The 21,200-nt window shown below is 54.8% G+C and carries 21 protein-coding genes; 10 read left to right on the top strand and 11 right to left on the bottom strand.

The genetic code is table 11. From position 1 onward, the window contains the following. Positions 1-12 precede the first annotated feature (12 nt). Both ACT3RR_RS20095 and ACT3RR_RS20090 read left to right on the top strand, forming a co-directional pair. Positions 13-2,394: a GNAT family N-acetyltransferase gene (locus tag ACT3RR_RS20095; RefSeq protein ID WP_496200990.1), complete on the top strand. Its 2,382-nt coding sequence runs from the start codon at positions 13-15 to the stop codon at positions 2,392-2,394. Positions 2,395-2,502: 108 nt separating this feature from the next. Continuing rightward, complete coding sequence (locus tag ACT3RR_RS20090; protein ID WP_496200989.1) at positions 2,503-3,726, top strand: MFS transporter; 1,224 nt, start codon at positions 2,503-2,505, stop codon at positions 3,724-3,726. 74 nt (positions 3,727-3,800) lie between these two features. On the opposite strand, the gene lpxM is transcribed toward ACT3RR_RS20090, so the two are convergent. The 3 genes from lpxM to znuA all read right to left on the bottom strand — a co-directional run bounded on the left by lpxM (position 3,801) and on the right by znuA (position 7,223). Then, complete coding sequence (gene lpxM / locus ACT3RR_RS20085) at positions 3,801-4,772, bottom strand: lauroyl-Kdo(2)-lipid IV(A) myristoyltransferase (RefSeq protein ID WP_353502167.1); 972 nt, start codon at positions 4,770-4,772, stop codon at positions 3,801-3,803. Positions 4,773-4,952: 180 nt separating this feature from the next. Continuing rightward, the gene (gene mepM, locus ACT3RR_RS20080) at positions 4,953-6,269 is read right to left on the bottom strand and encodes a murein DD-endopeptidase MepM (RefSeq protein WP_353502168.1); all 1,317 of its coding nucleotides are present in this window, start codon (positions 6,267-6,269) and stop codon (positions 4,953-4,955) included. Positions 6,270-6,290: 21 nt separating this feature from the next. Continuing rightward, positions 6,291-7,223 (bottom strand): zinc ABC transporter substrate-binding protein ZnuA, encoded by a 933-nt coding sequence (gene znuA / locus ACT3RR_RS20075; protein WP_496200988.1) that lies wholly within the window; start codon positions 7,221-7,223, stop codon positions 6,291-6,293. A 95-nt stretch (positions 7,224-7,318) separates the two neighbouring features. Between znuA and znuC the strand changes: the two genes are divergently transcribed. Both znuC and znuB read left to right on the top strand, forming a co-directional pair. Next, a complete protein-coding gene (gene znuC, locus ACT3RR_RS20070) occupies positions 7,319-8,077 on the top strand; it encodes a zinc ABC transporter ATP-binding protein ZnuC (protein ID WP_100937301.1) in 759 nt (252 codons plus the stop codon). Then, positions 8,074-8,859: a zinc ABC transporter permease subunit ZnuB gene (gene znuB, locus ACT3RR_RS20065; protein WP_485900746.1), complete on the top strand. Its 786-nt coding sequence runs from the start codon at positions 8,074-8,076 to the stop codon at positions 8,857-8,859. The genes znuC and znuB overlap by 4 nt, the downstream gene beginning before the upstream one ends. A gap of 66 nt (positions 8,860-8,925) precedes the next feature. Here the strand turns inward: znuB and ruvB are convergent, their stop codons facing one another. The 6 genes from ruvB to aspS form a co-directional block, all read right to left on the bottom strand. Continuing rightward, positions 8,926-9,930 carry a Holliday junction branch migration DNA helicase RuvB gene (gene ruvB / locus ACT3RR_RS20060; protein ID WP_034790733.1) on the bottom strand — a complete coding sequence of 335 codons (1,005 nt, stop codon included), beginning with the start codon at positions 9,928-9,930 and terminating at the stop codon, positions 8,926-8,928. 8 nt (positions 9,931-9,938) lie between these two features. Further along, positions 9,939-10,553, bottom strand: a complete 615-nt coding sequence (gene ruvA, locus ACT3RR_RS20055) for a Holliday junction branch migration protein RuvA (protein WP_353502171.1) — start codon at positions 10,551-10,553, stop codon at positions 9,939-9,941. Between the two features lie 96 nt (positions 10,554-10,649). Continuing rightward, positions 10,650-11,171 (bottom strand): crossover junction endodeoxyribonuclease RuvC, encoded by a 522-nt coding sequence (gene ruvC / locus ACT3RR_RS20050; RefSeq protein ID WP_154147776.1) that lies wholly within the window; start codon positions 11,169-11,171, stop codon positions 10,650-10,652. 107 nt (positions 11,172-11,278) lie between these two features. Then, complete coding sequence (locus ACT3RR_RS20045; RefSeq protein ID WP_353502172.1) at positions 11,279-12,022, bottom strand: YebC/PmpR family DNA-binding transcriptional regulator; 744 nt, start codon at positions 12,020-12,022, stop codon at positions 11,279-11,281. A gap of 17 nt (positions 12,023-12,039) precedes the next feature. Beyond that, a complete protein-coding gene (gene nudB / locus ACT3RR_RS20040; protein ID WP_353502173.1) occupies positions 12,040-12,486 on the bottom strand; it encodes a dihydroneopterin triphosphate diphosphatase in 447 nt (148 codons plus the stop codon). Next, positions 12,486-14,294, bottom strand: a complete 1,809-nt coding sequence (gene aspS, locus ACT3RR_RS20035) for an aspartate--tRNA ligase (RefSeq protein ID WP_496200987.1) — start codon at positions 14,292-14,294, stop codon at positions 12,486-12,488. Before aspS ends, nudB begins: the two co-directional genes overlap by 1 nt. Before the next feature lie 349 nt (positions 14,295-14,643). Here aspS and ACT3RR_RS20030 point away from each other — a divergent pair, with 349 nt between their 5' ends. From ACT3RR_RS20030 to cmoB, 5 genes are all read left to right on the top strand, one after another. Further along, complete coding sequence (locus tag ACT3RR_RS20030; RefSeq protein WP_496200986.1) at positions 14,644-15,219, top strand: hydrolase; 576 nt, start codon at positions 14,644-14,646, stop codon at positions 15,217-15,219. A 69-nt stretch (positions 15,220-15,288) separates the two neighbouring features. After that, entirely contained in the window at positions 15,289-16,107 is an 819-nt protein-coding gene (locus ACT3RR_RS20025; RefSeq protein WP_496200985.1) for a DUF72 domain-containing protein, read from the top strand. Between the two features lie 169 nt (positions 16,108-16,276). Further along, entirely contained in the window at positions 16,277-16,675 is a 399-nt protein-coding gene (locus ACT3RR_RS20020) for an MAPEG family protein (protein WP_185689958.1), read from the top strand. 170 nt (positions 16,676-16,845) lie between these two features. Continuing rightward, positions 16,846-17,589, top strand: a complete 744-nt coding sequence (cmoA, locus tag ACT3RR_RS20015) for a carboxy-S-adenosyl-L-methionine synthase CmoA (protein ID WP_396130614.1) — start codon at positions 16,846-16,848, stop codon at positions 17,587-17,589. Continuing rightward, positions 17,586-18,557, top strand: coding sequence for a tRNA 5-methoxyuridine(34)/uridine 5-oxyacetic acid(34) synthase CmoB (gene cmoB, locus ACT3RR_RS20010; RefSeq protein ID WP_353502178.1), 972 nt, complete (start codon positions 17,586-17,588; stop codon positions 18,555-18,557). Before cmoA ends, cmoB begins: the two co-directional genes overlap by 4 nt. A 96-nt stretch (positions 18,558-18,653) precedes the next feature. Here the strand turns inward: cmoB and ACT3RR_RS20005 are convergent, their stop codons facing one another. Next, positions 18,654-18,818, bottom strand: a complete 165-nt coding sequence (locus ACT3RR_RS20005; protein WP_496200984.1) for a hypothetical protein — start codon at positions 18,816-18,818, stop codon at positions 18,654-18,656. 361 nt (positions 18,819-19,179) lie between these two features. After that, complete coding sequence (gene cutC, locus ACT3RR_RS20000) at positions 19,180-19,938, bottom strand: copper homeostasis protein CutC (protein WP_353502239.1); 759 nt, start codon at positions 19,936-19,938, stop codon at positions 19,180-19,182. A 112-nt stretch (positions 19,939-20,050) separates the two neighbouring features. Here cutC and ACT3RR_RS19995 point away from each other — a divergent pair, with 112 nt between their 5' ends. After that, the gene (locus ACT3RR_RS19995) at positions 20,051-21,199 is read left to right on the top strand and encodes a MalY/PatB family protein (protein WP_496200983.1); all 1,149 of its coding nucleotides are present in this window, start codon (positions 20,051-20,053) and stop codon (positions 21,197-21,199) included. The last annotated feature ends 1 nt before the right edge of the window (position 21,200 follow it).

Raw genomic sequence — 21,200 nt, 5'->3', positions numbered from 1 at the left:
GGAGACATGACCATGTTTGATACGCTGCCCAAGCCGCTGTTTTCCCGCTCGCGCGATGCCGGAAACCTGACGCTGCGACCGCTGAAATTTCCGCAGGACGCCGACACCCTGCATAGCTGGATGACCAAGCCCTATGCCAAATTCTGGGGCATGCTCGACAGCCACCGCGACGACGTGGAGACGTTTTACCGCGAGCTGACCGCCAGCAACCCTCACGCCGCGCTGATGGGCGAGCACGATGGCAAACCGGCGTTTTTGATTGAGTGCTATCCGGTGCAGGAAGACCCGCTGCACGAGCATTACGACGTCCAGCCCGGTGATATCGGCATGCACATTCTGCTGGCCCCAGCCGACCGCCCGCTGCCGGACTTCAGCTGGCAGGTGTTCTCCACCGTAATGGAGTACCTGTTCAGCCTGCCGGATGTGCTGCGCGTGGTGGTGGAGCCGGACGTACGCAATGACAAGATCCATCGCCTGAATAAACGCGCCGGTTTCCAATACCGGCGCCAAATCACTCTGCCTCATAAAACCGCGTGGCTGGCTTTTTGTGAGCGTGAAGACTATTTACTGGCCCGCCAAAAGGAACAAAACATGTCGAAACACCCTGCCGCCATGCAAACCGGCAAGCACCTTCATCCGGCCAACTGGGCCAAGGCCAATGCCCTGCTGCTGCGTAAATGCTTGTCCGAGTTAGCCCACGAGCGGCTGATTGAACCTAAAGTGCTGAAGAGCGACGAGCACTGGAGCGAGTACCAGCTGGCCGCCCCGGCCAGCGAGGTGGAGTACCGTTTCCGCGCCCGCCTGCTGCCGCTGAACGACTGGCTGATTGATCTCGACAGTATCCAGCGTCTCGACAATCTCGCGCCGCAGCCATTGGACGCCTTACAGTTCATCATCGAATTTGCCGAACAAATCGGTATTTCGCAGGCTATGCTGCCGACCTACATGGAAGAGATTTCCAGCACCTTGTACGGCAGCGCGTGGAAGTTGGAAAACAACCACAGCACCGCCAAATCGCTGAGTCAGGCTGACTTCCAGACCGTGGAAACAAGCATGACCGAAGGTCACCCGAGCTTTATCGCCAACAATGGCCGCATTGGCTTCGACGCCGCCGACTACGTGCGTTACGCGCCAGAAGCCGCCAGCCCGCTGAAGCTAGTGTGGGTGGCGGTGCATCACGACAAGGCGCACTTCGCCAGCGTTGAAGGTCTGCCTTACGAGAAGCTGATCGCCGAAGAGTTGGGTGAAAAGCAGATTCAGGCTTTCACTCAGCAGCTGACAGAGCGCAACCTCGACCCGAAAAATTACTACTTTATGCCGGTTCACCCCTGGCAGTGGCAGAACAAGCTGCTGACCGTCTTCGCGCCAGATATCGCGCGTAATTACCTGATTTATCTAGGTGAAGGGGAAGATGACTATCTGGCGCAGCAGTCGATTCGCACCTTCTTCAACGCCAGTCAGCCAACCCATCGCTATGTGAAAACCGCGCTCTCTATCCTGAACATGGGCTTTATGCGCGGGCTGTCGCCTTACTACATGGCCACCACGCCGGGCATCAACGAGTGGCTGGCCGAATTGGTGGAAAACGACGCCTATCTGCAAGCCAACGGTTTTAGCATTCTGCAAGAAGTGGCCTCCCTCGGTTATCACAACCACTATTTCGAGAATGCGATTAAAGGCGACAGTGCTTACAAGAAGATGTTTGCCGCGCTGTGGCGACAAAACCCGGTGGCCTGGTTGCAGCCAAACCAGCGCCTGATGACCATGGCGTCGCTGCTGCACACTGACTTCAACGGCGATGCGCTGATTGTTGAGATGATTAAATCTTCAGGATTGGACGCCGCCGACTGGCTCAAACGCTACACCACGGCTTACCTCAGCCCGCTGCTGCACTGCTTCTATCACTATGATTTGGTGTTTATGCCGCACGGCGAAAACCTGATCCTGCTGTTTGAAAACAATATCCCGGTCAAAGCCTACATGAAGGATATTGCCGAAGAGATTGCGGTGATGAACCCGGACGCCAAGCTGCCGGAGAAGGCCAAACGCCTTGCCGTGGACGTGCCTGAGCAGCTGAAGATCCTGTCTATCTTCACCGACGTGTTCGCCGGAGTGTTCCGCTTTATCTCGCGCATTCTGGAAGAGCAAAACCTGATGTCTGCCGATGACTTCTGGAAAGTGGTCGCCGACACCGTGCACGACTATCAGCAGCAATATCCTGAGCTGGCGGAGAAGTTTGCCCGCTACGACATGTTTGGCGCGGAGTTCACCCACTCTTGCCTCAACCGCCTGCAACTGGCGAATAACCAGCAGATGATCAACCTGTCGGACCCGGCGCAAAACCTGAAATTCGCCGGTACCCTAGACAACCCGATTGCTCGCTATAAAAACTGATCGTTCACCGTTTTATGCAGTTATTCAGCGCGGCCTTTGCAGGCCGCGTTTTTCAGTTTTCTGGAACCTTGAAAATATTACCCAGACATACTGGGTATGGAGTTTGATATGTCGTCCGTGTTTCAACCCGCAGAACGGCTTGGCCGTCGGCAGTGGCTGTTTCCGCTCTCGGTGGTGTTATTTGAATTCGCTACTTATATCGCCCATGACATGATCCAGCCTGGCATGCTACAGGTCATTAGTGACTTTAGCGCCAGCGCCGACTGGGTATCGGCCTCCCTCACTGCCTACCTGTGTGGCGGCATCATGCTGCAATGGCTGCTCGGGCCGCTGTCTGACAGACTGGGGCGCCGTCCGGTATTACTCACCGGCGTGGCTTTCTTTGTCGTCACCTGCCTCGGCACCTTACTGACGCAAAGCATTGAGCAATTTATTTTGATGCGTTTCCTGCAAGGTATGAGCCTGTGCTTTATCGGCGCCGTTGGCTACGCCGCGATTCAGGAAGCCTTTAACGAAAGTTTGAGCATCAAGCTGATGGCGCTGATGGCCAACGTCACGCTGATCGCGCCTCTGCTCGGGCCTTTGGCGGGCGCGGCCTTTATTCACTACGCGCCGTGGAAAGCCATGTTTGGGCTGTTTGCGCTGGTGTCGCTGCTGGCATGGTGGGGCTTATGGCGCAGTATGCCGGAAACCGCGCCGCGCGACGGCCAGCCGTTCTCCTTCCGCCGCCTGCTGGCCGATTACGGACAGGTGCTGGGCAATAAAAGCGTGGTGTTTGGTTCACTGTCTATCGGGCTTATCACCCTGCCACTGCTGGCGTGGGTGGCGCAGTCGCCGGTGATTCTGATTCAGGACGCGGGCATGTCGCCGCTGCAATATGGCTGGCTGCAAGTGCCGATTTTTGCCGGTCTGATCATCGGCAATCTGCTGCTGACTAAGCTCAGCGGCAAAGTGAAAGTCACCACGCCAATTTGGCTGGGCATCGTGCCGATCGTGCTTGGGCTGGCAATCACCGCCGTGGCCGCCACCTTCTTTGCTCACGCATGGGGCTGGGTGATCGGCGGCTTGGGCTTGTACGCGATGGGTTCAGGATTGGTCAATGCAGGCTTATATCGCCTGACGCTGTTCTCAAGCGCCGTAGGCAAAGGCACGGTGGCGGCGGCGCTGGGGCTGATCACTATCTTAGTGTTTGCGCTGGGGATTGAGGTCGCCAAGCTGCTCTACTTCGCCGACGGCAATGCTCGTTTCAACCAGTTCACTCTGCTGAGCGGCGTGGCGGGAACCTTGCTGATCACCCTGTTCTTAACCTCGCGCAAAAAGCCGGGTCACTAAGGTTAAACGGCAGAAAGCAAAAGGCTGAGGTGATCTCAGCCTTTTTATTTTCTTCAAGGATGTAACACGGCAGTTTACTTAGGGAACAGCTCGTCGCGGGAGTACGGCTCTTCTTCGCCCGGCTTGCGGGTTTTCAGCAGCTTGAGGATCCAGGTGTACTGCTCGGGGTTCGGCCCCACCAGCAGTTCAACCTCTTCATTCATGCGACGGGCAATCTGAGTGTCGTCGGCGGTGGCTAAATCGTCCATTGGCGGGCGAATATAGATATCCAAACGATGCTCGTGGCCGTTGTACACCGGGAACAATGGAACGATGGACGCGCGGCAAACCTTCATCAGACGCCCTACCGCTGGCAGCGTCGCCTTGTAGGTGGCGAAGAAATCCACGAACTCGCTGTGTTCCGCGCCATGGTCCTGATCCGGCAAGTAATAGCCCCAATACCCCTGACGCACTGAGCTGATAAACGGCTTGATGCCGTCATTGCGCGCGTGCATGCGGCCGCCAAAGCGACGACGCACGCTGTTCCACAGGTAATCTGTCAGCGGGTTCTTCTGATTATGGAACATGGCGGCCATAGGTTGCCCGGTGGCGGCCATCAGCATCGCGGGGATATCCACCGCCCAGCCGTGCGGCACCAGAAAAATGACGTTTTTGCCGTCGGCCTGCATCTGGTCGACAATCTCCTTGCCGTGCCACTTAACGCGGCTCAGCACCTTCTCAGGCGCGCGACAGGCCAGCTCGGCCATCATCACCATCGACTGCGGGGCGGCGGCAAACATCTCATCAATGATGTGTTCGCGCTCGGCTTCAGGCACTTCCGGCATGCAGTACAGCAAATTGATTCGAGCACGGCGGCGCGCGCCTTTAGCGAGCTTGCCCGCCAGTCGGCCCAGGCTGCCCAAAATCGGGTCACGGACTTTGACTGGAACATACGCCATTGCGGCCATAGCACCGACGCCAAGCCATACCCCCCAGTAGCGCGGATGGTAAAAGGCTTTCTGAAATTCTGGAATAAATTCGACGTTCGATTTTTTCTCTGGCTGCATAGATGGCTCTGAATACATAGCTCTTAAAACAATAATTCGGACAATGATAAGTGTAGTGCATGATTTTGCAAAGAAACTCACCACCTCGTCGGAGCAGAAAGACGCAAAAAGCGCTTCAGGCATGCCCTAAAAGCATGCCTGAAACGTCAGCGTGACGCTGAAACAAACTGATTTGCGGAATTAATTCAGCTTCAACTGCGGAATAACTTGTTTGACCGTAGCCAGATAGTCAGCGCGATCTTTACCCGTCAGCCCTTCTGAACGCGGCAACTTGGCGGTCAACGGATTGACGGCCAGCTGGTTAATCCACATTTCAAAGTGCAGGTGCGGCCCGGTAGAGCGCCCGGTATTGCCGGACAACGCGATGCGGTCACCACGTTTAATCTTCTGACCCGGCTTCACCAGGATTTTGCGCAGGTGCATGTAGCGCGTCATGTACTGGCGGCCGTGACGAATGGCAATGTAGTTACCTGCCGCACCGCCGTTTTTCGCCACCATGACTTCGCCATCGCCCACGGCCAATACCGGCGTACCGACGGGCACCGCGAAATCGACGCCACGGTGCGGCGCGATACGGCCAGTGACCGGGTTCAAACGACGCGGGTTGAAGTTAGAAGAGACGCGGAACTGCTTGATGGTGGGGAATCGTAAGAAACCGCGGGCTAAGCCGCTACCATTGCGATCGTAGAACTTACCGTCTTCGGCTCGAATGGCGTAATAATCTTTGCCGCTGCTGCGCATACGCACGCCCTGCAGATGGCTCTGCTCGCTCTTGCCGTCCAGCACTTCGCGGGACATCAGCACCGCGAACTCATCGCCTTTACGCAGCTTTTTGAAGTCTAACTGCCACTGCAAGGCTTTGACGACTGAACTGATTTCACCGCTGGAAAGCCCGGCGGCTTTGGCACTGGCGACAAAACTGCCGTCCAGACGCCCTTTCAGCACGCTGTCTTGCCACTCACCTTTGAGCGTCTCAAGGCTAGCTTTAAAGCCGGAGCCGGAACGGTCATACGTGTAAGTCTCACGACGCGACTTCTCCCACACCACGCGCTGTAATTCACCGTCGTCATTGACTGTCCATGACAGCTGCTGACCGACTTTCAAATTACGCAAATCGCTGTTGGTGGACGCCAGCGCGGAGATATCGGACATATCGATACCGTACTGGTTGAGGATGCTGCTTAGGGTATCACCGGTGGAAACCACGTACTCGTGCACGCCCGTTTCAGATTCAACTTTTTCGTCGAGATCGTCTTGTGGAATGTCTTCCGCAGGCGGCGGCTGGTCGATGGGTTCACTGGCTTCAGGGAGCAGCGAACGTACTTGCTCGCTGTCGAGTTCGATATGTTTGACGATAGGGTTCTGTTCTGGGTGGTAAACGAACGGTTTCCATACGGCTACTGCGAGAGTAACTACGGTAAGCGACCCCAGCATGACGCGGTGGGGCCGTGGAAGGTTGTTATACGCCAGAGCGATAGAGCGGGCTATCAGCTGCACTTTAATACGGTCCTTTTAATCTTACTTCAGGCAGCTCACGTACTGGTTAGTCAGATGTGACAGGAAGTTCACATAACTGTCCTTACCCAATGCGATGCCGCTTCCCAACGGATCCAATGTGCCCATACGCACTGTTGTCCCTTGGGCAACGGCATTGATTACGGCCGGCCTGAATTGTGGCTCAGCAAAAACACAGACTGCTTTCTGCTCAACCAACTGAGTTCGAATGAGATGTAATCGCTGCGCGCCGGGTTGGATTTCAGGGTTGACCGTAAAGTGGCCAAGTGGCGAAAGGCCAAAGTGTTTTTCGAAATAGCCATAGGCATCATGAAAAACGAAATATCCCTTACCCTGCACAGGCTGCAGCATCTTACCAAGGTTTTTGTCAACTTGTGTCAAGCCGTCCTCAAACTGACGCAAGTTTGCGTCTAATTTGTCCTTGTTTTGTGGCATAAGTTCCAATAATTTGGCGTGGATCGCGATCGCCGTCTGTTTTGCTATCTCTGGCGACATCCAAACGTGCATGTTGTACTCACCATGATGATGATCATGGCCGCCGTCCGCGTGGTCGTGATCGTGCTCTTCTTCCTCTTCATTGCCTTTCTGTAATAACGGTTTTACCGTCGGCAATGCCGAAATTTCCACTTGACGATTTGGCCCCAGTTGGGCGGCAGATTTGGTCATGTAGGCTTCCATTTCCGGACCGACCCACACCACCAAATCGGCACTGCGTATTTTTTTCAGGTCTGAGGGGCGAAGCGCGAAATCGTGTGGTGACGCCCCGTCTGGCAGCAGCACTTCGGTCGACGTCACGCCGTCAGCAATCGCCGAGGCAATAAATCCCAATGGACGGACCGAAGCCACGACGTCAGCCTGAGCGCTGGTCACCGCGCATGCACTCAGCAAACTTGTCGCTAATAAAATCCGTTTAAAGGTCTTCTTTGGGTCTGTCATTTGGAATTACCTCTTCATCTTAAAGGTGAAAACTGGTTATTTTCACGGAAATGCAATATTATAACATTCGATTTGTTCTGCAAGACAAGACTGACATGCCCACACTAACCACACTTAATAAAATCTCGGTTGCCTTTGGGAATCGACGCGTGCTGTCGGATATCTCTCTGACATTACAACCCGGTAAAATTCTTACGCTGCTTGGCCCAAATGGCGCAGGGAAATCCACCCTGGTGCGAGTCGTGCTGGGCTTAGTGCCGCCAACCAGCGGGACTCTGACTCGCGAGCCGGGCCTGCGTATCGGCTATGTGCCGCAAAAATTGCATCTTGATGCCACCATGCCGCTGACGGTTAGCCGCTTTATGCGCCTCAAACCCGGCGTGAAGCGCGGCGACATCCTCCCTGCCCTGAAACGCGTTCAGGCCGCGCACCTGCTCGACCAGCCGATGCAAAAGCTCTCCGGCGGTGAGAACCAGCGTGTGTTGCTGGCCCGTGCTTTGATGAATAATCCGCAGCTGCTGGTGCTGGATGAGCCCACTCAGGGTGTCGACGTTAACGGCCAGCTCGCGCTCTATAACCTGATCGACAATCTGCGCTGCGAGCTAGGCTGCGCGGTGCTGATGGTGTCCCACGACCTGCATCTAGTGATGGCGAAAACTGACGAAGTGCTGTGTCTCAACCAGCATATCTGCTGCTCTGGCTCCCCAGAAGTGGTGTCCACTCACCCTGAGTTTATCGCCATGTTTGGCAATCGCGGTGCCGAGCAGTTGGCAATTTACCGCCATCATCACAACCACCGTCACGATTTAAAGGGAAAGGTTATTTTGCGTAAAAGTGGAGGCCGTGACGCATGATTGAATTATTGCTCCCCGGCTGGCTGGCGGGGATTTTGCTGGCGGCGGCTGCGGGCCCGCTTGGCTCCTTTGTGGTGTGGCGACGCATGTCCTATTTCGGCGACACGCTGGCGCACGCTTCCCTGCTCGGCGTGGCCTTTGGCCTGCTGCTGAACGTCAATCCCTTCTACGCCGTGATTGCCGTTACCCTGTTGCTGGCCCTGCTGCTGGTGATCCTTGAGCGAAAGCCGCATCTAGCTGTCGATACACTGTTAGGCATTATGGCGCACAGCGCGCTGTCGCTGGGTCTGGTGGTGGTTAGCCTGATGTCCAACGTGCGGGTCGATTTAATGGCGTACCTGTTTGGGGATCTGCTGTCCGTCACGCTGAGCGATATCTGGATGATTGGCGTTGGCGTGGTAGTGGTGATTGCCGTGCTCTGCTGGCAGTGGCGCTCGCTGTTGTCGATGACCATCAGCCCAGAGCTGGCGCACGTTGACGGCGTTAACCTACAGCGCTCGCGCATCGTGCTGATGCTGGTGACTGCATTGACTATTGGTTTGGCGATGAAGTTTGTCGGCGCGCTGATCATCACCTCTTTGCTGATCATTCCAGCCGCCACGGCACGCCGCTTCGCTAAGACGCCGGAGCAAATGGCGTTGGTCGCCATCGCCGTGGGTATTCTGGCGGTGTCCGGCGGCCTGGCTTTCTCGGCTTTCTACGATACGCCGGCTGGCCCGTCGGTGGTGCTGAGCGCGGCAATTATGTTTATGCTCAGCCTGAGCAAAAAACAGGTCGCCTGACACAGCTCGACGCATAAAAAAAGGACGCCAAGGCGTCCTTTTTTGTCATTTGCAAACAGCGCAGTTCTACTCTTCGCGCGTCATGCCAAAGTGCTTATAGGCGTGATTGGTCGCCATGCGGCCGCGCGGGGTACGTTGAATAAAACCTTGCTGAATAAGGAAGGGTTCAATCACATCTTCGATGGTTTCGCGCTCTTCGCCGATGGCGGCGGCAAGGTTATCCAGGCCGACCGGGCCGCCGGTAAACTTGTCAATAATTGCCAGCAGCAGTTTGCGGTCCATGTAGTCGAAACCTTCGGCATCGACGTCCAGCATGTCCAGCGCGCTGGTGGCGATATCGCCACCGATGGTGCCATCGCCTTTCACTTCAGCAAAGTCACGCACCCGTCGCAGCAGGCGGTTGGCAATACGCGGCGTGCCGCGCGAGCGGCGAGCAATCTGGTGCGCGCCCTCTTCCGACAGCTCTAAGCCCAGACAGCTGGCGCTGCGCCCGACGATGTGCTGTAGGTCGGCGACCTGATAGAACTCCAGACGCTGAACAATGCCAAAACGGTCGCGCAGCGGCGAGGTTAGCGAGCCTGCGCGCGTCGTCGCGCCCACCAGCGTAAACGGCGGCAGGTCGAGCTTGATAGAGCGCGCCGCCGGCCCTTCACCAATCATGATATCTAACTGATAATCTTCCATGGCTGGGTAAAGAATCTCTTCAACCACGGGAGACAGGCGGTGGATTTCATCAATGAACAGCACGTCATGCGGTTCGAGGTTGGTGAGCATGGCCGCTAAGTCGCCCGCCTTCTCTAGTACCGGACCCGAGGTGGTGCGCAGATTAACGCCCATTTCGTTGGCGACGATGTTGGCCAGCGTGGTTTTACCCAATCCCGGCGGGCCAAAAATCAGCAAGTGGTCTAATGCATCACCGCGCTGCTTGGCCGCCTGAATAAATATCTCCATTTGCGAACGCACGTGAGGCTGACCGACGTATTCGGACAGCATCTTCGGGCGTATCGCACGATCGATGACTTCTTCTTCGCTGATAACATCAGGCGAAATCAGGCGGTCAGCTTCTATCATCTATTACCTCACAGAGCCGCGCGCAACGCGTCTCTAATCAACGTTTCACAATCCAGACCCGGTTTGGCGATTTTGCTGATCATGCGGCTGGCCTCTGGCGGCTTATAGCCAAGAGAGATCAGGGCTGAGACGGCTTCGCCTTCGGCATCAGACTCTTTCGTCGGTGAGGACGATGCCGGTAGCGTGATATCCGTATGATTACTAAAGAGATCGCCGTTTAATCCTTTAAAGCGGTCCTTCATTTCAACTACCAGACGCTCTGCGGTCTTCTTACCCACGCCGGGTAATTTAATCAGTGCGGTGATCTCTTCTTTCTCGACCGCGCTGACGAACTGCTGCGCAGACATGCCGGAAAGAATGGCTAACGCCAGTTTTGGCCCGACGCCGTTCACTTTTATCAATTCACGGAACAGAGCGCGTTCTTGCTTTTCGTTGAATCCGTAGAGTAACTGCGCGTCTTCACGCACAATAAACTGCGTGAAAATGATAGCTTCTTTACCCAGATCTGGTAATTCGTAAAAACAGGTCATTGGCATATGGACTTCGTAGCCCACGCCGTTAGTTTCCAACAGCACGAGCGGCGGCTGTTTTTCCAGAATAACGCCTCTGAGTCGACCTATCACTTTCACCTTCCTTTATGGATCAAATTTTCAAAATGCTGCGCTGTTTATATCATAGAAAAGGCTGGATGAATATCCAGCCTAATGCGATTCAGCTCACTAACGCATCCGCCCGCGTGCCATTTGCAATTTATCCGTGCTCAGGCGAATGGCGTTTTGGCTCATGTGGCAATGGGTGATGGCAATCGCCAGGGCATCGGCGGCGTCCGCCTGCGGGTTAGCGGGCAGTTTCAATAATGAACGTACCATATGCTGCACCTGTGACTTTTCAGCAGCGCCGGTGCCGACCACCGTCTGCTTCACCTGCCGCGCGGCATACTCAAACACCGGCAAATCCTGATTCACCGCCGCCACGATGGCCGCACCCCGCGCCTGCCCCAGCTTGAGGGCCGAGTCGGGGTTTTTCGCCATAAATACTGATTCGATGGCAAAAAAGTCTGGATGAAATTGGGTAATAATTTCGCTGACGCCAGCATAAATTAGCTTTAAACGGGTCGGCATATCGTCGACTACTGTGCGAATACAGCCGCTGCCGAGATAGCTGAGTTGACGCCCTGTCTGGCGGATAATGCCATAGCCGGTAACGCGTGAACCGGGGTCAATCCCCAGAATTATAGCCATAGCCAATCAACGCCTTGTGTTGTCGTTTTGCATAAGTGGGGAGTATAGACCGCAGAGAGGGTCTGCGGATAGCCGGCCGGTGAACGAGCCACCGGCGGCAAAGAGCATTACAGAGTTTCTGCAATCTCGTCGGAGATTTCACCGTTGTGGTAAACCTCCTGCACATCATCACAATCTTCCAGCATGTCGATCAAACGCAGCAATTTAGGGGCTGTTTCTGCATCCATATCGGCTTTGGTCGATGGGATCATGGAGACTTCAGCGGAGTCCGCTTTGTAGCCTGCGGCTTCCAGCGCATCTTTCACTTCGCCCAGATTTTCCCACGCGGTGAAGACGTCAATCGCGCCATCGTCATAAGAAACGATGTCTTCGGCGCCCGCTTCCAAAGCAGCTTCCATCACGGCATCTTCATCCAGACCCGGAGCAAAAGTGATCACCCCTTTCTTGGAGAACAGGTAGGCCACGGAGCCGTCAGTGCCCAGGTTGCCGCCGGTTTTGGTGAAGGCATGACGCACTTCAGCCACGGTACGGTTGCGGTTGTCACTCAAACATTCCACCATGATTGCCGAGCCACCAGGACCGTAACCTTCATAAATGATGGTTTCCATGTTGGTGTCGTCATCGCCGCCCACGCCACGCGCCACGGCGCGGTTCAGGGTGTCACGGGTCATGTTGTTGGCCAGCGCTTTATCGATAGCCGCGCGCAGACGAGGGTTAGCACCCGGATCGCCACCGCCCAGTTTCGCAGCTGTTACCAGCTCGCGAATAATTTTGGTGAAGATTTTGCCGCGTTTTGAATCTTGCGCCGCTTTGCGGTGCTTAGTGTTGGCCCACTTACTGTGACCTGCCATAAATATCTCCAAATAGTCTACGTAGACTGAATAGTTACAAATTCTTCAATCGCCTGCTGGTTACTCGGTGACACCGTCAAGGCCGCCGCGGCGGATTTGTCGAGCCACTGGTAAGCAAGATGCTCGGTAATGACCACATCCCGCTCTGCGGGTAACGCCAGACAGAACCAATGTTCTTTGTTTCGGGTCACGCCGGGAGCATAGCGATAACGCAAATGAGCAAACAGCTCAAACTCCACGCAGCGCTGGCAGTCAACTAAATGCAGACTCTCGCCCGCAATATCAATCCCCACCTCTTCCAAAACTTCACGCTGCGCGGTTTGTTTCGGGGACTCCTCGCCTTCAAGACTGCCGGTAACCGACTGCCAAAAATTCGCATCATCCCGTCGTTGAAGCATTAGCACCCGGCCGGTGTTGCTGGCGTAGATGACGCACAGTATCGACTCAGGACGCTTATGGCTCATCAGTTATTCTCTGAATCTGTGTCCGACTTCACTTCTTTCGAGGTGTCTTTCTTCGCGACAACGGCGATACCCAGTTCCAACAGAGAAGCCGGATTAGCGAAGCTTGGTGCTTCGGTCATCAGGCAGGCCGCTGCGGTGGTTTTCGGGAAGGCGATCACGTCACGAATGTTTTCGGTGCCGGTCAGCAGCATCACCAGACGGTCAAGGCCGAACGCCAGACCCGCGTGCGGCGGTGTGCCGTATTTCAGGGCGTCGAGCAGGAAGCCAAACTTCTCGCGCTGCTCGTGCTCGTTAATACCCAGAATGCCGAACACGGTCTGCTGCATTTCGCTGCGGTGAATACGCACCGAACCGCCGCCCACTTCATAACCGTTGATCACCATGTCATAGGCATTGGCGATCGCGGAAGTTGGGTTAGCGCCCAGCTCTTCTGCGGTCATCTCTTTTGGCGCAGTGAACGGGTGGTGCATGGCAGACAGGCCGCCTTCGTCGGTGTCTTCGAACATTGGGAAGTCGATGACCCACAGCGGTGCCCAGCTGTCTTCTTTGGTGATCTTCAGGTCGCGACCCACTTTCAGACGCAGCGCGCCGATAGCGTCGGTGACGATTTTCGCGCTGGCTGCGCCGAAGAAGATGATGTCGCCATCTTGCGCGCCGGTGCGGCCAACAAGCGCCAGCAGCAACTCTTCATTAAGGAACTTAGCCACCGGGCTTTGAATGCCTTCCAGACCTTTGGCGATTTCGTTGACTTTGATGTAAGCCAAGCCTTTCGCGCCATAAATCTCGATAAATTTGGCGTATTCATCAATTTGTTTACGGCTCAGCTGAGCACCGCCCGGAACGCGCAGAGCAGCAACGCGGCCTCTCGGGTCATTGGCTGGGTCTGCAAACACTTTGAAGTCGATGTCTTTGAGCAGGTCAGCAACGTCCACCAGCTCCATCGGGTTACGCAAGTCTGGCTTGTCGGAACCGAAGCGGCGCATAGCTTCTGCGAAGGTCATGATTGGGAAGTCGCCCAAGTCCACGCCTTTCACTTCAGTCCACAGCTCGCGTGCCAGTTTCTCCATCACTTCACGCACTTGCTCGGCGGTCATGAAAGAGGTTTCGACGTCGATCTGGGTGAATTCTGGCTGGCGGTCAGCACGCAGGTCTTCGTCACGGAAGCATTTAACAATCTGGTAGTAACGATCGAAGCCAGACATCATCAGCAGCTGTTTGAACAGCTGTGGCGACTGTGGCAGCGCGTAGAACTTACCTTTGTGCACGCGGCTCGGTACCAGATAGTCGCGGGCGCCTTCTGGCGTCGCTTTGGTCAACATCGGGGTTTCGATGTCGAGGAAGTCATGGGTGTCCATGAAGCGGCGAACCAGGCTGGTGATTTTCGCGCGGGTCTTCAGGCGGTTAGCCATTTCCGGGCGACGCAGGTCCAGATAGCGGTATTTCAGACGCGCTTCTTCGGTGTTGTTGTGGTTGGAGTCCAGCGGCAGAGGTTCTGAACGGTTGATGATATTCAGGCCGCTGGCGAACACTTCCACTTCACCCGTTGCCATATCTTTGTTGAACTGGCTCTCAGGACGAGCACGCACCGTACCGGTGATTTGTACACAGAATTCGTTACGCAGTTCGGAAGCCAGCTCATAGGCCGCGCTTTGATCCGGGTCGAAGAAAACTTGAACAATGCCTTCGCGGTCGCGCATATCGATGAAGATTAAACCGCCTAAATCACGGCGACGATTAACCCAACCACACAACGTTACTTCCTGGCCCACGTTGGACGCATTCAGTTTCCCACAATATACAGTACGCATAACGGTATCCTTTTGATCCCACTACCCGGCCTTACAGCAAAGGGTACGGAAACGGTTATTCACTCTGGTCGCCCGCTCGCAAAGGCTGCGGCGCGCGGAATTAGTTTTATTACAGCTCGAAAAAAGGCGGTCAGTATAAAGGAATTTCCACTTGAGGATAAGAGCGAAGACGCGCCCAAGCTCGCGCAATTCCATCGTTAACCTATAACACACATAATTTAACAAAATTATGCACATTTTCGCCCCTGCCTTGGCATAAACTCGCCCCATCCTTTTTAGGTAGCCAACAACGTTATTCACGTTTTCCCTCTCTATATTGTCATCACTTAACATTTCGGGAGCCTTACCGATGAAACTCGACCCAAAAACAACCGCGCTGTTATTAATCGACTTACAGAAAGGCATTTTGCCGTTTGCCGGTGGCCCGCACAGTGCACAGCAGGTTCTGGATAATTCGGCCGATTTGGCAAAACGCTTTCGCAAACTGGGCGCGCCGGTCGTGATGGTTCGCGTCGGTTGGTCTGACACCTTTGCAGAAGCGCTGAAGCAAGAAGTGGATCGCCCGTCCCCTGCGCCAGAAGGCGGCCTGCCGGCAGTTTGGTGGGAATTCCCTGAGCAGTTAGAAGTGACCGACAGCGACATTCAAGTGGTGAAACGCCAATGGGGTGCTTTCTACGGTACGGATCTGGAATTGCAACTGCGCCGTCGCGGCATCACTACCATCGTGCTGGCCGGGATCTCCACTAACATTGGCGTGGAGTCCACCGCGCGTAACGCATGGGAACAGGGCTTCTCGCTGGTTATCGCCGAAGATGCTTGCAGTGCGCACGACAATGACAACCACCAGTCTAGCGTGAAGAACATCTTCCCGCGCATCTCCCGCGTTCGTTCTACCGCCGAGGTACTTGCCGCCCTGCCGCAGTAAGGTTAGTCTGTTTGGCATTGAAATTTTACGCCGCCTCCGGGCGGCGTTTTCATTAAGGAAGGCCAGCGAATGTATATCGGATTGCCACAGTGGAACCACAGCGCGTGGGGGAAAATCGGTCTGCGTGATTTAGCGGATTACTCACGCTACTTCAATTGTGTCGAGGGCAACACCACCTTTTATGCCCTGCCAAAACCCGAAATCGTAATGCGCTGGCGCGATATGACCCCCGAAGATTTTCGCTTCTGCTTCAAGTTCCCTTCCTTAATTAGCCACAAGGCCGCGCTGCGCGACTGCGAGGCGGATATTGCCGAGTTTTATCAGGTGATTGAGCCACTCGGCTCGCGCATTGGTCAGTTATGGTTACAGCTGCCGAGCGCCTTCGCCCCGCGTGACCTCGACCGGCTGTGGCAGTTTATGGATGCCTTACCAAAAGGCTTTGATTACGGAGTGGAAGTTCGCCATCTGGATTTCTTCGCCAAAGGGGAAGATGAGCGCGCCCTTAACCAAGGTTTGCATCAGCGGGGGATCAGCCGGGTGATTTTAGACAGCCGCCCGGTGCATCACGCCAAGCCGCTGACCGAAGCCGTGCGCGAGGCGCAAAGAAAGAAACCCGTGCTGCCGGTGCATGCGCTGGTTACCGCCGAGCGGCCAATAGTGCGTTTTATCGGCGGCGACGTGCTGGAGGACAACCAGCACTTCTTCAAGGTATGGGTGGAAAAGCTCAAACAGTGGCAGGCCAATCAGCATCAGCCCTACCTGTTTATTCATACGCCAGATTGCAGCGACGCCCCCCAGCAGGCGCAGAAGCTGTGGCAGCAATTACGCCTGACACTGCCTGACCTGCCGCCCGCCCCAGACTGGCCGGAGCAGGACTCCTTGTTCTAAATCGCGAGGCGTGAGAGCTGTTCTATTAATGCGTTTTTTTTAGCGATTTGCGTTATTCATCAAGACACTGAAATGTTACCTCGTTATCATTGCCTCGAAAATTGTCAGTGGCTTCTGCGGATTATTTGCCTTAGTCCCCAAGCCAACTCTGTAATATCGAGGTTGTAAAATGATCAGCGCGTTATATGTCGTGCTCGCCGCAGTGCTACTGCTTAAATTGTCATTCGACGTGGTTCGTTTACGCACGCAATACCGTATTTCCACCGGCGACGGCGGCTCCTATGAACTCCAGACCGCGATCCGGGTACACGGCAACGCCGTTGAATATCTGCCGATTGGCTGCTTGTTATTAGTCATGATGGAGATGAACGGTGCCGAAGCCTGGATGGTTCACGTTTGTGGATTGATGTTAATTGCGGGCCGTCTTTGTCATTACTATGGGTTAAAAAATCGGGAATTCGGTTGGCGTCGCAACGGCATGGCCGCAACCTATATTTCTTTACTCCTCATGGTAGGAGTCAATACCTTTTATCTACCCTGGTCGCAGTTTCTCAATATTCGCTGGTAGTGGTTTCTCGCCATAACGGTTTTCCGTAGCCAGCATTTACGGGGAGGAACCTCTGCCTCCCCGCTCCGCCTGAGCAATACGCCTATTTTATCGGTATCTGCTCTACGCGTACTCTGCTAAAATCTGCCCTCAAAATTACGCTCCCTCAATCTTTGGTCTGACTTCGTACTATGGCTAAGCAAGATACTCTTTTTTCGGCACCGATAGACAAACTCGGCGATTGGACATTTGATGAACGTGTCGCAGAAGTTTTCCCCGACATGATCCAACGCTCTGTTCCGGGTTATTCAAATATTATTTCGATGATTGGCATGCTGGCCGAACGCTTCGTGCAGCCTGACTCTCGCGTCTATGACCTTGGCTGCTCCTTGGGTGCCGCCACGCTGTCGATGCGTCGTAATATTAAAGTCGCGGGCTGCGAAATTATTGCTGTCGACAACTCCCCCGCCATGGTTGAACGCTGCCGCCGCCACATCGACGCCTTCCGGGCCGAGACGCCGGTCAGCGTGATTGAAGCCGACATTCTCGACGTCGAGCTGAGCAACGCCTCCATGGTGGTGCTCAACTTTACCCTGCAATTCTTAGAGCCTGCCGATCGCCAGCGCCTGTTAAATCAGGTGTATCAGGGGATGCGTCCGGGCGCGGCCCTAGTGCTGTCCGAAAAATTCAGTTTCGAAGATCAAGACGTCGGCGAATTGCTGTTCAACATGCACCACGATTTCAAGCGCGCCAATGGCTATAGCGAGCTGGAAATCAGCCAAAAGCGCAGCATGCTGGAAAACGTCATGCTCACTGACTCGGTGGAAACCCACAAAGCCCGTTTGAAGCAGGCCGGTTTCGAGCACTCCGAAGTGTGGTTCCAGTGCTTTAACTTCGGCTCGCTGATTGCTCTGAAAGCGGGAGACGCCGAATGATTGAGTTTGGTGACTTCTATCAGCGCATCGCTAAAGGCCCGCTCAGCCCCTGGCTTAACACCCTGCCATCCCAGCTGACCGCGTGGCAAAAAGAGTCGTTGCACGGCAAATTTAAGATGTGGTTCAACGCGGTGGATCGCCTGCCGCTGTTGCAGCCAGAGAAACTCGACCTGCTGCACAGCGTGACGGCCAATATGCTGGAACCTCTGCCTCAGGGCCAGCGCGAAGGAATTGAAAACCTGCTACGCAACCTGATGCCATGGCGTAAAGGGCCGTTTTCACTGTATGACGTGGAAATCGACACCGAATGGCGTTCAGACTGGAAGTGGGATCGCGTCTTGCCGCACATCTCCTCGCTGGCCGGTCGCACTATTCTGGATGTCGGCTGTGGCAGTGGCTATCACATGTGGCGCATGATTGGCGCGGGCGCTCATCTGGCGGTGGGCATCGACCCTATGCAGCTGTTCCTCTGCCAGTTCGAAGCCGTGCGTAAACTGCTGGGCGGGGACCAGCGCGCCCATCTTCTGCCGCTGGGTATTGAGCAGTTGCCAGAGCTGAATGCCTTCGACACTGTCTTCTCGATGGGCGTGCTCTATCACCGCCGCTCGCCGCTGGACCATTTATATCAGCTGAAAAATCAGTTGGTAAATGGCGGAGAACTGGTGCTTGAAACGCTGGTAGTGGAAGGCGACAGCCAGCAAGTGCTGGTGCCGGGCGACCGTTATGCCCAGATGAATAATATCTATTTCATCCCTTCCGCCGAGGCGTTGAAAGGCTGGTTGATTAAGTGCGGATTTGTGAATGTGCGCATCGCCGATGTCAGCGTGACCACGCTGGAAGAGCAGCGCCGCACGCCGTGGATGACCAGCGAGTCCCTGGCTGAATTCCTTGATCCTAAGGATCCGACCAAAACCATTGAAGGCTATCCGGCTCCAAGGCGCGCCTTGCTGATCGCCAACAAGCCCTAGTGCGGGGGTGAAACAGGCCGAAAATGGCCAAGAGCAGGCATAAAAAATGGCGGTCTTATCCGCCATTTTTTGCATGTTAAAAACCCTGTCGCAGCGCTACATCGACCGCCTTGAGAAATCCTCATCCATTTCATTAATCGGAGTTTGGCTTATCCAGGTATGCTCGGTGTACACCACGATAGTGTCAGCCCGAGTGGGTGTCCCACAGGCGCGACAAATCAGCGCTTTTACCGCCAAATCCATCGGTTTGGTTTTGCTCACTGTAAATCTATCAGACCCACAGTTTTCGCAATAAATTTGCATATCCGGCATATTGTTGTGCATTAGGACTATGCCTATTGCAATCTCCGCGAAGTGAAAAATCCAGTTCTATAAAGATAGCCAATGCCGCGAAAAATAGCGATAGGGCTTAAGAGAAAACGCACTTAAAGATGTTATGGTTAAATTTCTCTTATGAATGAAAATTGACCACGCCGAATTCGCCGCGCGCAGAATAAAAAAAGCCCCGCCAAAATGACGGGGCTTGGTACTTGCGCAGGGCGACGCAATAAGGGCCGTAAGGCCCGGTTAAATCTGTGGTGCAAAGAGTTCGCCCTTCTCTTTGCCCGGCAATCTGTGACTGTTACGCCGTGCGAGACATCTCATCGCCAAATTCTAATGCCGTTTTCATCGCCGCCACGATATCGCCATCCACGCAGTAACGACTAAATTCGTCAAAATCGGTATCAGAACTCATGGTCACGCCCGCCTTGCGGTAGCGCATTTGCGACGGAACCTGACGCCCGGCCGAGCTGTGCAGCTCGCTCAAACCGATGTCGACAAACTTCTGCAAGTTGGTCAAACGAACACCTGCACCGGCCATAATAATAGGACCACGACTTAGCTCGTTGAGTTCCCGAAGCATCGGTAATCCGACTTCGGCATTCTGTTGCTGGCCCGACGTGAGAATGCGCGCAACGCCCAATTGAGTGAGTTGCTCAAGTGCCACTTTCGGGTTCAGACACATGTCGAATGCGCGGTGGAAGGTCACAGCCATGTTGCCGCACAGCGCCATCACTTCCCACATTTTTGGCATATCAATGTGGCCTTCTTCATCCAGAATACCCACTACGACGCCGGGGAAGCCGAGATCGCGAATACAGGCGACGTCGCTTTTTAGGATGCTAAATTCACTCTGGCTGTAGCAAAAGTCGCCGCCCCGCGGACGCACAATGGGATGTACGGGGATAGTGACCTGCTCTCTGGCCAGTTTTAACGTGCCGTAACTTGGCGTGACGCCACCGTCGGCCTGGCTGGCACATAACTCAACCCGGTCAGCGCCGGCTTGCTCTGCCGTTAACGCACAGTCCACGCTATAACAACACACTTCTAACTTAGTCATGTGATCTCTCCTGATTACGGCATCATGCTACAACACTTGTCTGTAGCGGGCCATGTCGCGTAGGCTTTAGCATGAGCACTCCCGCCCAATTGCCTGCTTTGGAAGGCTAACTATGACACTCAATTTTGATCAATGGGTAGACCGTAGTCACAGCGATAGCGTTAAGTGGAACAAATATAAAAATCAGGACGTCATTCCACTTTGGGTCGCTGATACTGACTTCGCTTCACCACCAGAAGTGGTGGCTGAACTGCAACAGCGCGTCGCCGAAGGGGTTTTCGGCTACGGCTTTACGCCGCCAGAATTGATCGAACTTTTCATTGAGCGCGCCAATAAGCGTTACCAATGGAATATTAAACCTGAATGGATTGTTTCACTGCCCGGCCTGGTTTGCGGGCTGAATGTCGCGGTGCGCGCCACGGTTAGCCAACATCAAACCAGCCTGCTGCCGTCACCGATTTACCCGCCCTTTATTCAGGCCGCAGAGTCGGAAGATCGCCAATATAAAAGCATTCCGGTCAGAGAAGTTGACCAACGCTGGGTGGCTGATTTTCACTCTCCCGAGCTGAAAATGGACGGCGGCGAACGCCTGCTGATGCTCTGCAACCCTTACAACCCCGGCGGCACTGTTTACCGCCGCGATGAGTTGATGCAGCAACTGGCCTTTGCTCAAATGCATGACTTGGTGGTGTGCAGCGATGAGATCCACTGCGACCTGCTGCTTGACCCGCAGGCTAAGCATATTCCTTTTGCGTCGCTGAATGACGATGCCGCGCAGCGCAGCATCACGCTGATGTCGCCGTCGAAAACTTTTAATCTGGCAGGTCTTGGCGCCTCAATGGCAATTATCCCTAATGCCGGACTGCGTAAAAAGTTTGAGAAAACCGCCGAAGGCATCGTGCCACACGTCAATATTTTAGCCTATGTCGCCGCCACCGCCGCCTATAGGCATGGCGACGACTGGCTGGAGCAGCAGTTGGCTTATCTGCGGGGCAATCAGCAGCTCGCTACCCAAAGGATCAACGCCATGCCGGGGCTGAAAATGTTGCCGATTGAAGGCACCTATCTTGGCTGGATTGATGCCTCCGCCCTGCCGCTGAATAACCCGTATCGCTTCTTTGTGGATGCTGGAGTGGGCTTTACCTCAGGGCTGGCTTTCGGCGCGCCTAAGTTTGTACGCATCAATCTGGGCTGCCAGCGCGCCTTGCTGGAAAAGGCGCTGGTGAGAATGGAACAGGCGCTGGCAACCTTGAACGGCTAGA

The organism is Ewingella sp. AOP8-B2-18, from assembly GCF_052376015.1.
GTDB lineage: Bacteria > Pseudomonadota > Gammaproteobacteria > Enterobacterales > Enterobacteriaceae > Ewingella > Ewingella allii.
Note: the sequence above shows the minus strand (reverse complement) of the source record. Positions and strands in the feature narration are given on the sequence as shown.

Coding starts and splice junctions, on each gene's coding strand:
- ACT3RR_RS20095 (WP_496200990.1), top strand. CDS start 13: ATGTTTGATACGCTGCCCAAGCCGCTGTTTTCCCGCTCGCGCGATGCC.
- ACT3RR_RS20090 (WP_496200989.1), top strand. CDS start 2,503: ATGTCGTCCGTGTTTCAACCCGCAGAACGGCTTGGCCGTCGGCAGTGG.
- lpxM (WP_353502167.1), bottom strand. CDS start 4,772: ATGCAGCCAGAGAAAAAATCGAACGTCGAATTTATTCCAGAATTTCAG.
- znuA (WP_496200988.1), bottom strand. CDS start 7,223: ATGACAGACCCAAAGAAGACCTTTAAACGGATTTTATTAGCGACAAGT.
- znuC (WP_100937301.1), top strand. CDS start 7,319: ATGCCCACACTAACCACACTTAATAAAATCTCGGTTGCCTTTGGGAAT.
- znuB (WP_485900746.1), top strand. CDS start 8,074: ATGATTGAATTATTGCTCCCCGGCTGGCTGGCGGGGATTTTGCTGGCG.
- ruvB (WP_034790733.1), bottom strand. CDS start 9,930: ATGATAGAAGCTGACCGCCTGATTTCGCCTGATGTTATCAGCGAAGAA.
- ruvC (WP_154147776.1), bottom strand. CDS start 11,171: ATGGCTATAATTCTGGGGATTGACCCCGGTTCACGCGTTACCGGCTAT.
- ACT3RR_RS20045 (WP_353502172.1), bottom strand. CDS start 12,022: ATGGCAGGTCACAGTAAGTGGGCCAACACTAAGCACCGCAAAGCGGCG.
- nudB (WP_353502173.1), bottom strand. CDS start 12,486: ATGAGCCATAAGCGTCCTGAGTCGATACTGTGCGTCATCTACGCCAGC.
- aspS (WP_496200987.1), bottom strand. CDS start 14,294: ATGCGTACTGTATATTGTGGGAAACTGAATGCGTCCAACGTGGGCCAG.
- ACT3RR_RS20030 (WP_496200986.1), top strand. CDS start 14,644: ATGAAACTCGACCCAAAAACAACCGCGCTGTTATTAATCGACTTACAG.
- ACT3RR_RS20025 (WP_496200985.1), top strand. CDS start 15,289: ATGTATATCGGATTGCCACAGTGGAACCACAGCGCGTGGGGGAAAATC.
- ACT3RR_RS20020 (WP_185689958.1), top strand. CDS start 16,277: ATGATCAGCGCGTTATATGTCGTGCTCGCCGCAGTGCTACTGCTTAAA.
- cmoA (WP_396130614.1), top strand. CDS start 16,846: ATGGCTAAGCAAGATACTCTTTTTTCGGCACCGATAGACAAACTCGGC.
- cmoB (WP_353502178.1), top strand. CDS start 17,586: ATGATTGAGTTTGGTGACTTCTATCAGCGCATCGCTAAAGGCCCGCTC.
- cutC (WP_353502239.1), bottom strand. CDS start 19,938: ATGACTAAGTTAGAAGTGTGTTGTTATAGCGTGGACTGTGCGTTAACG.
- ACT3RR_RS19995 (WP_496200983.1), top strand. CDS start 20,051: ATGACACTCAATTTTGATCAATGGGTAGACCGTAGTCACAGCGATAGC.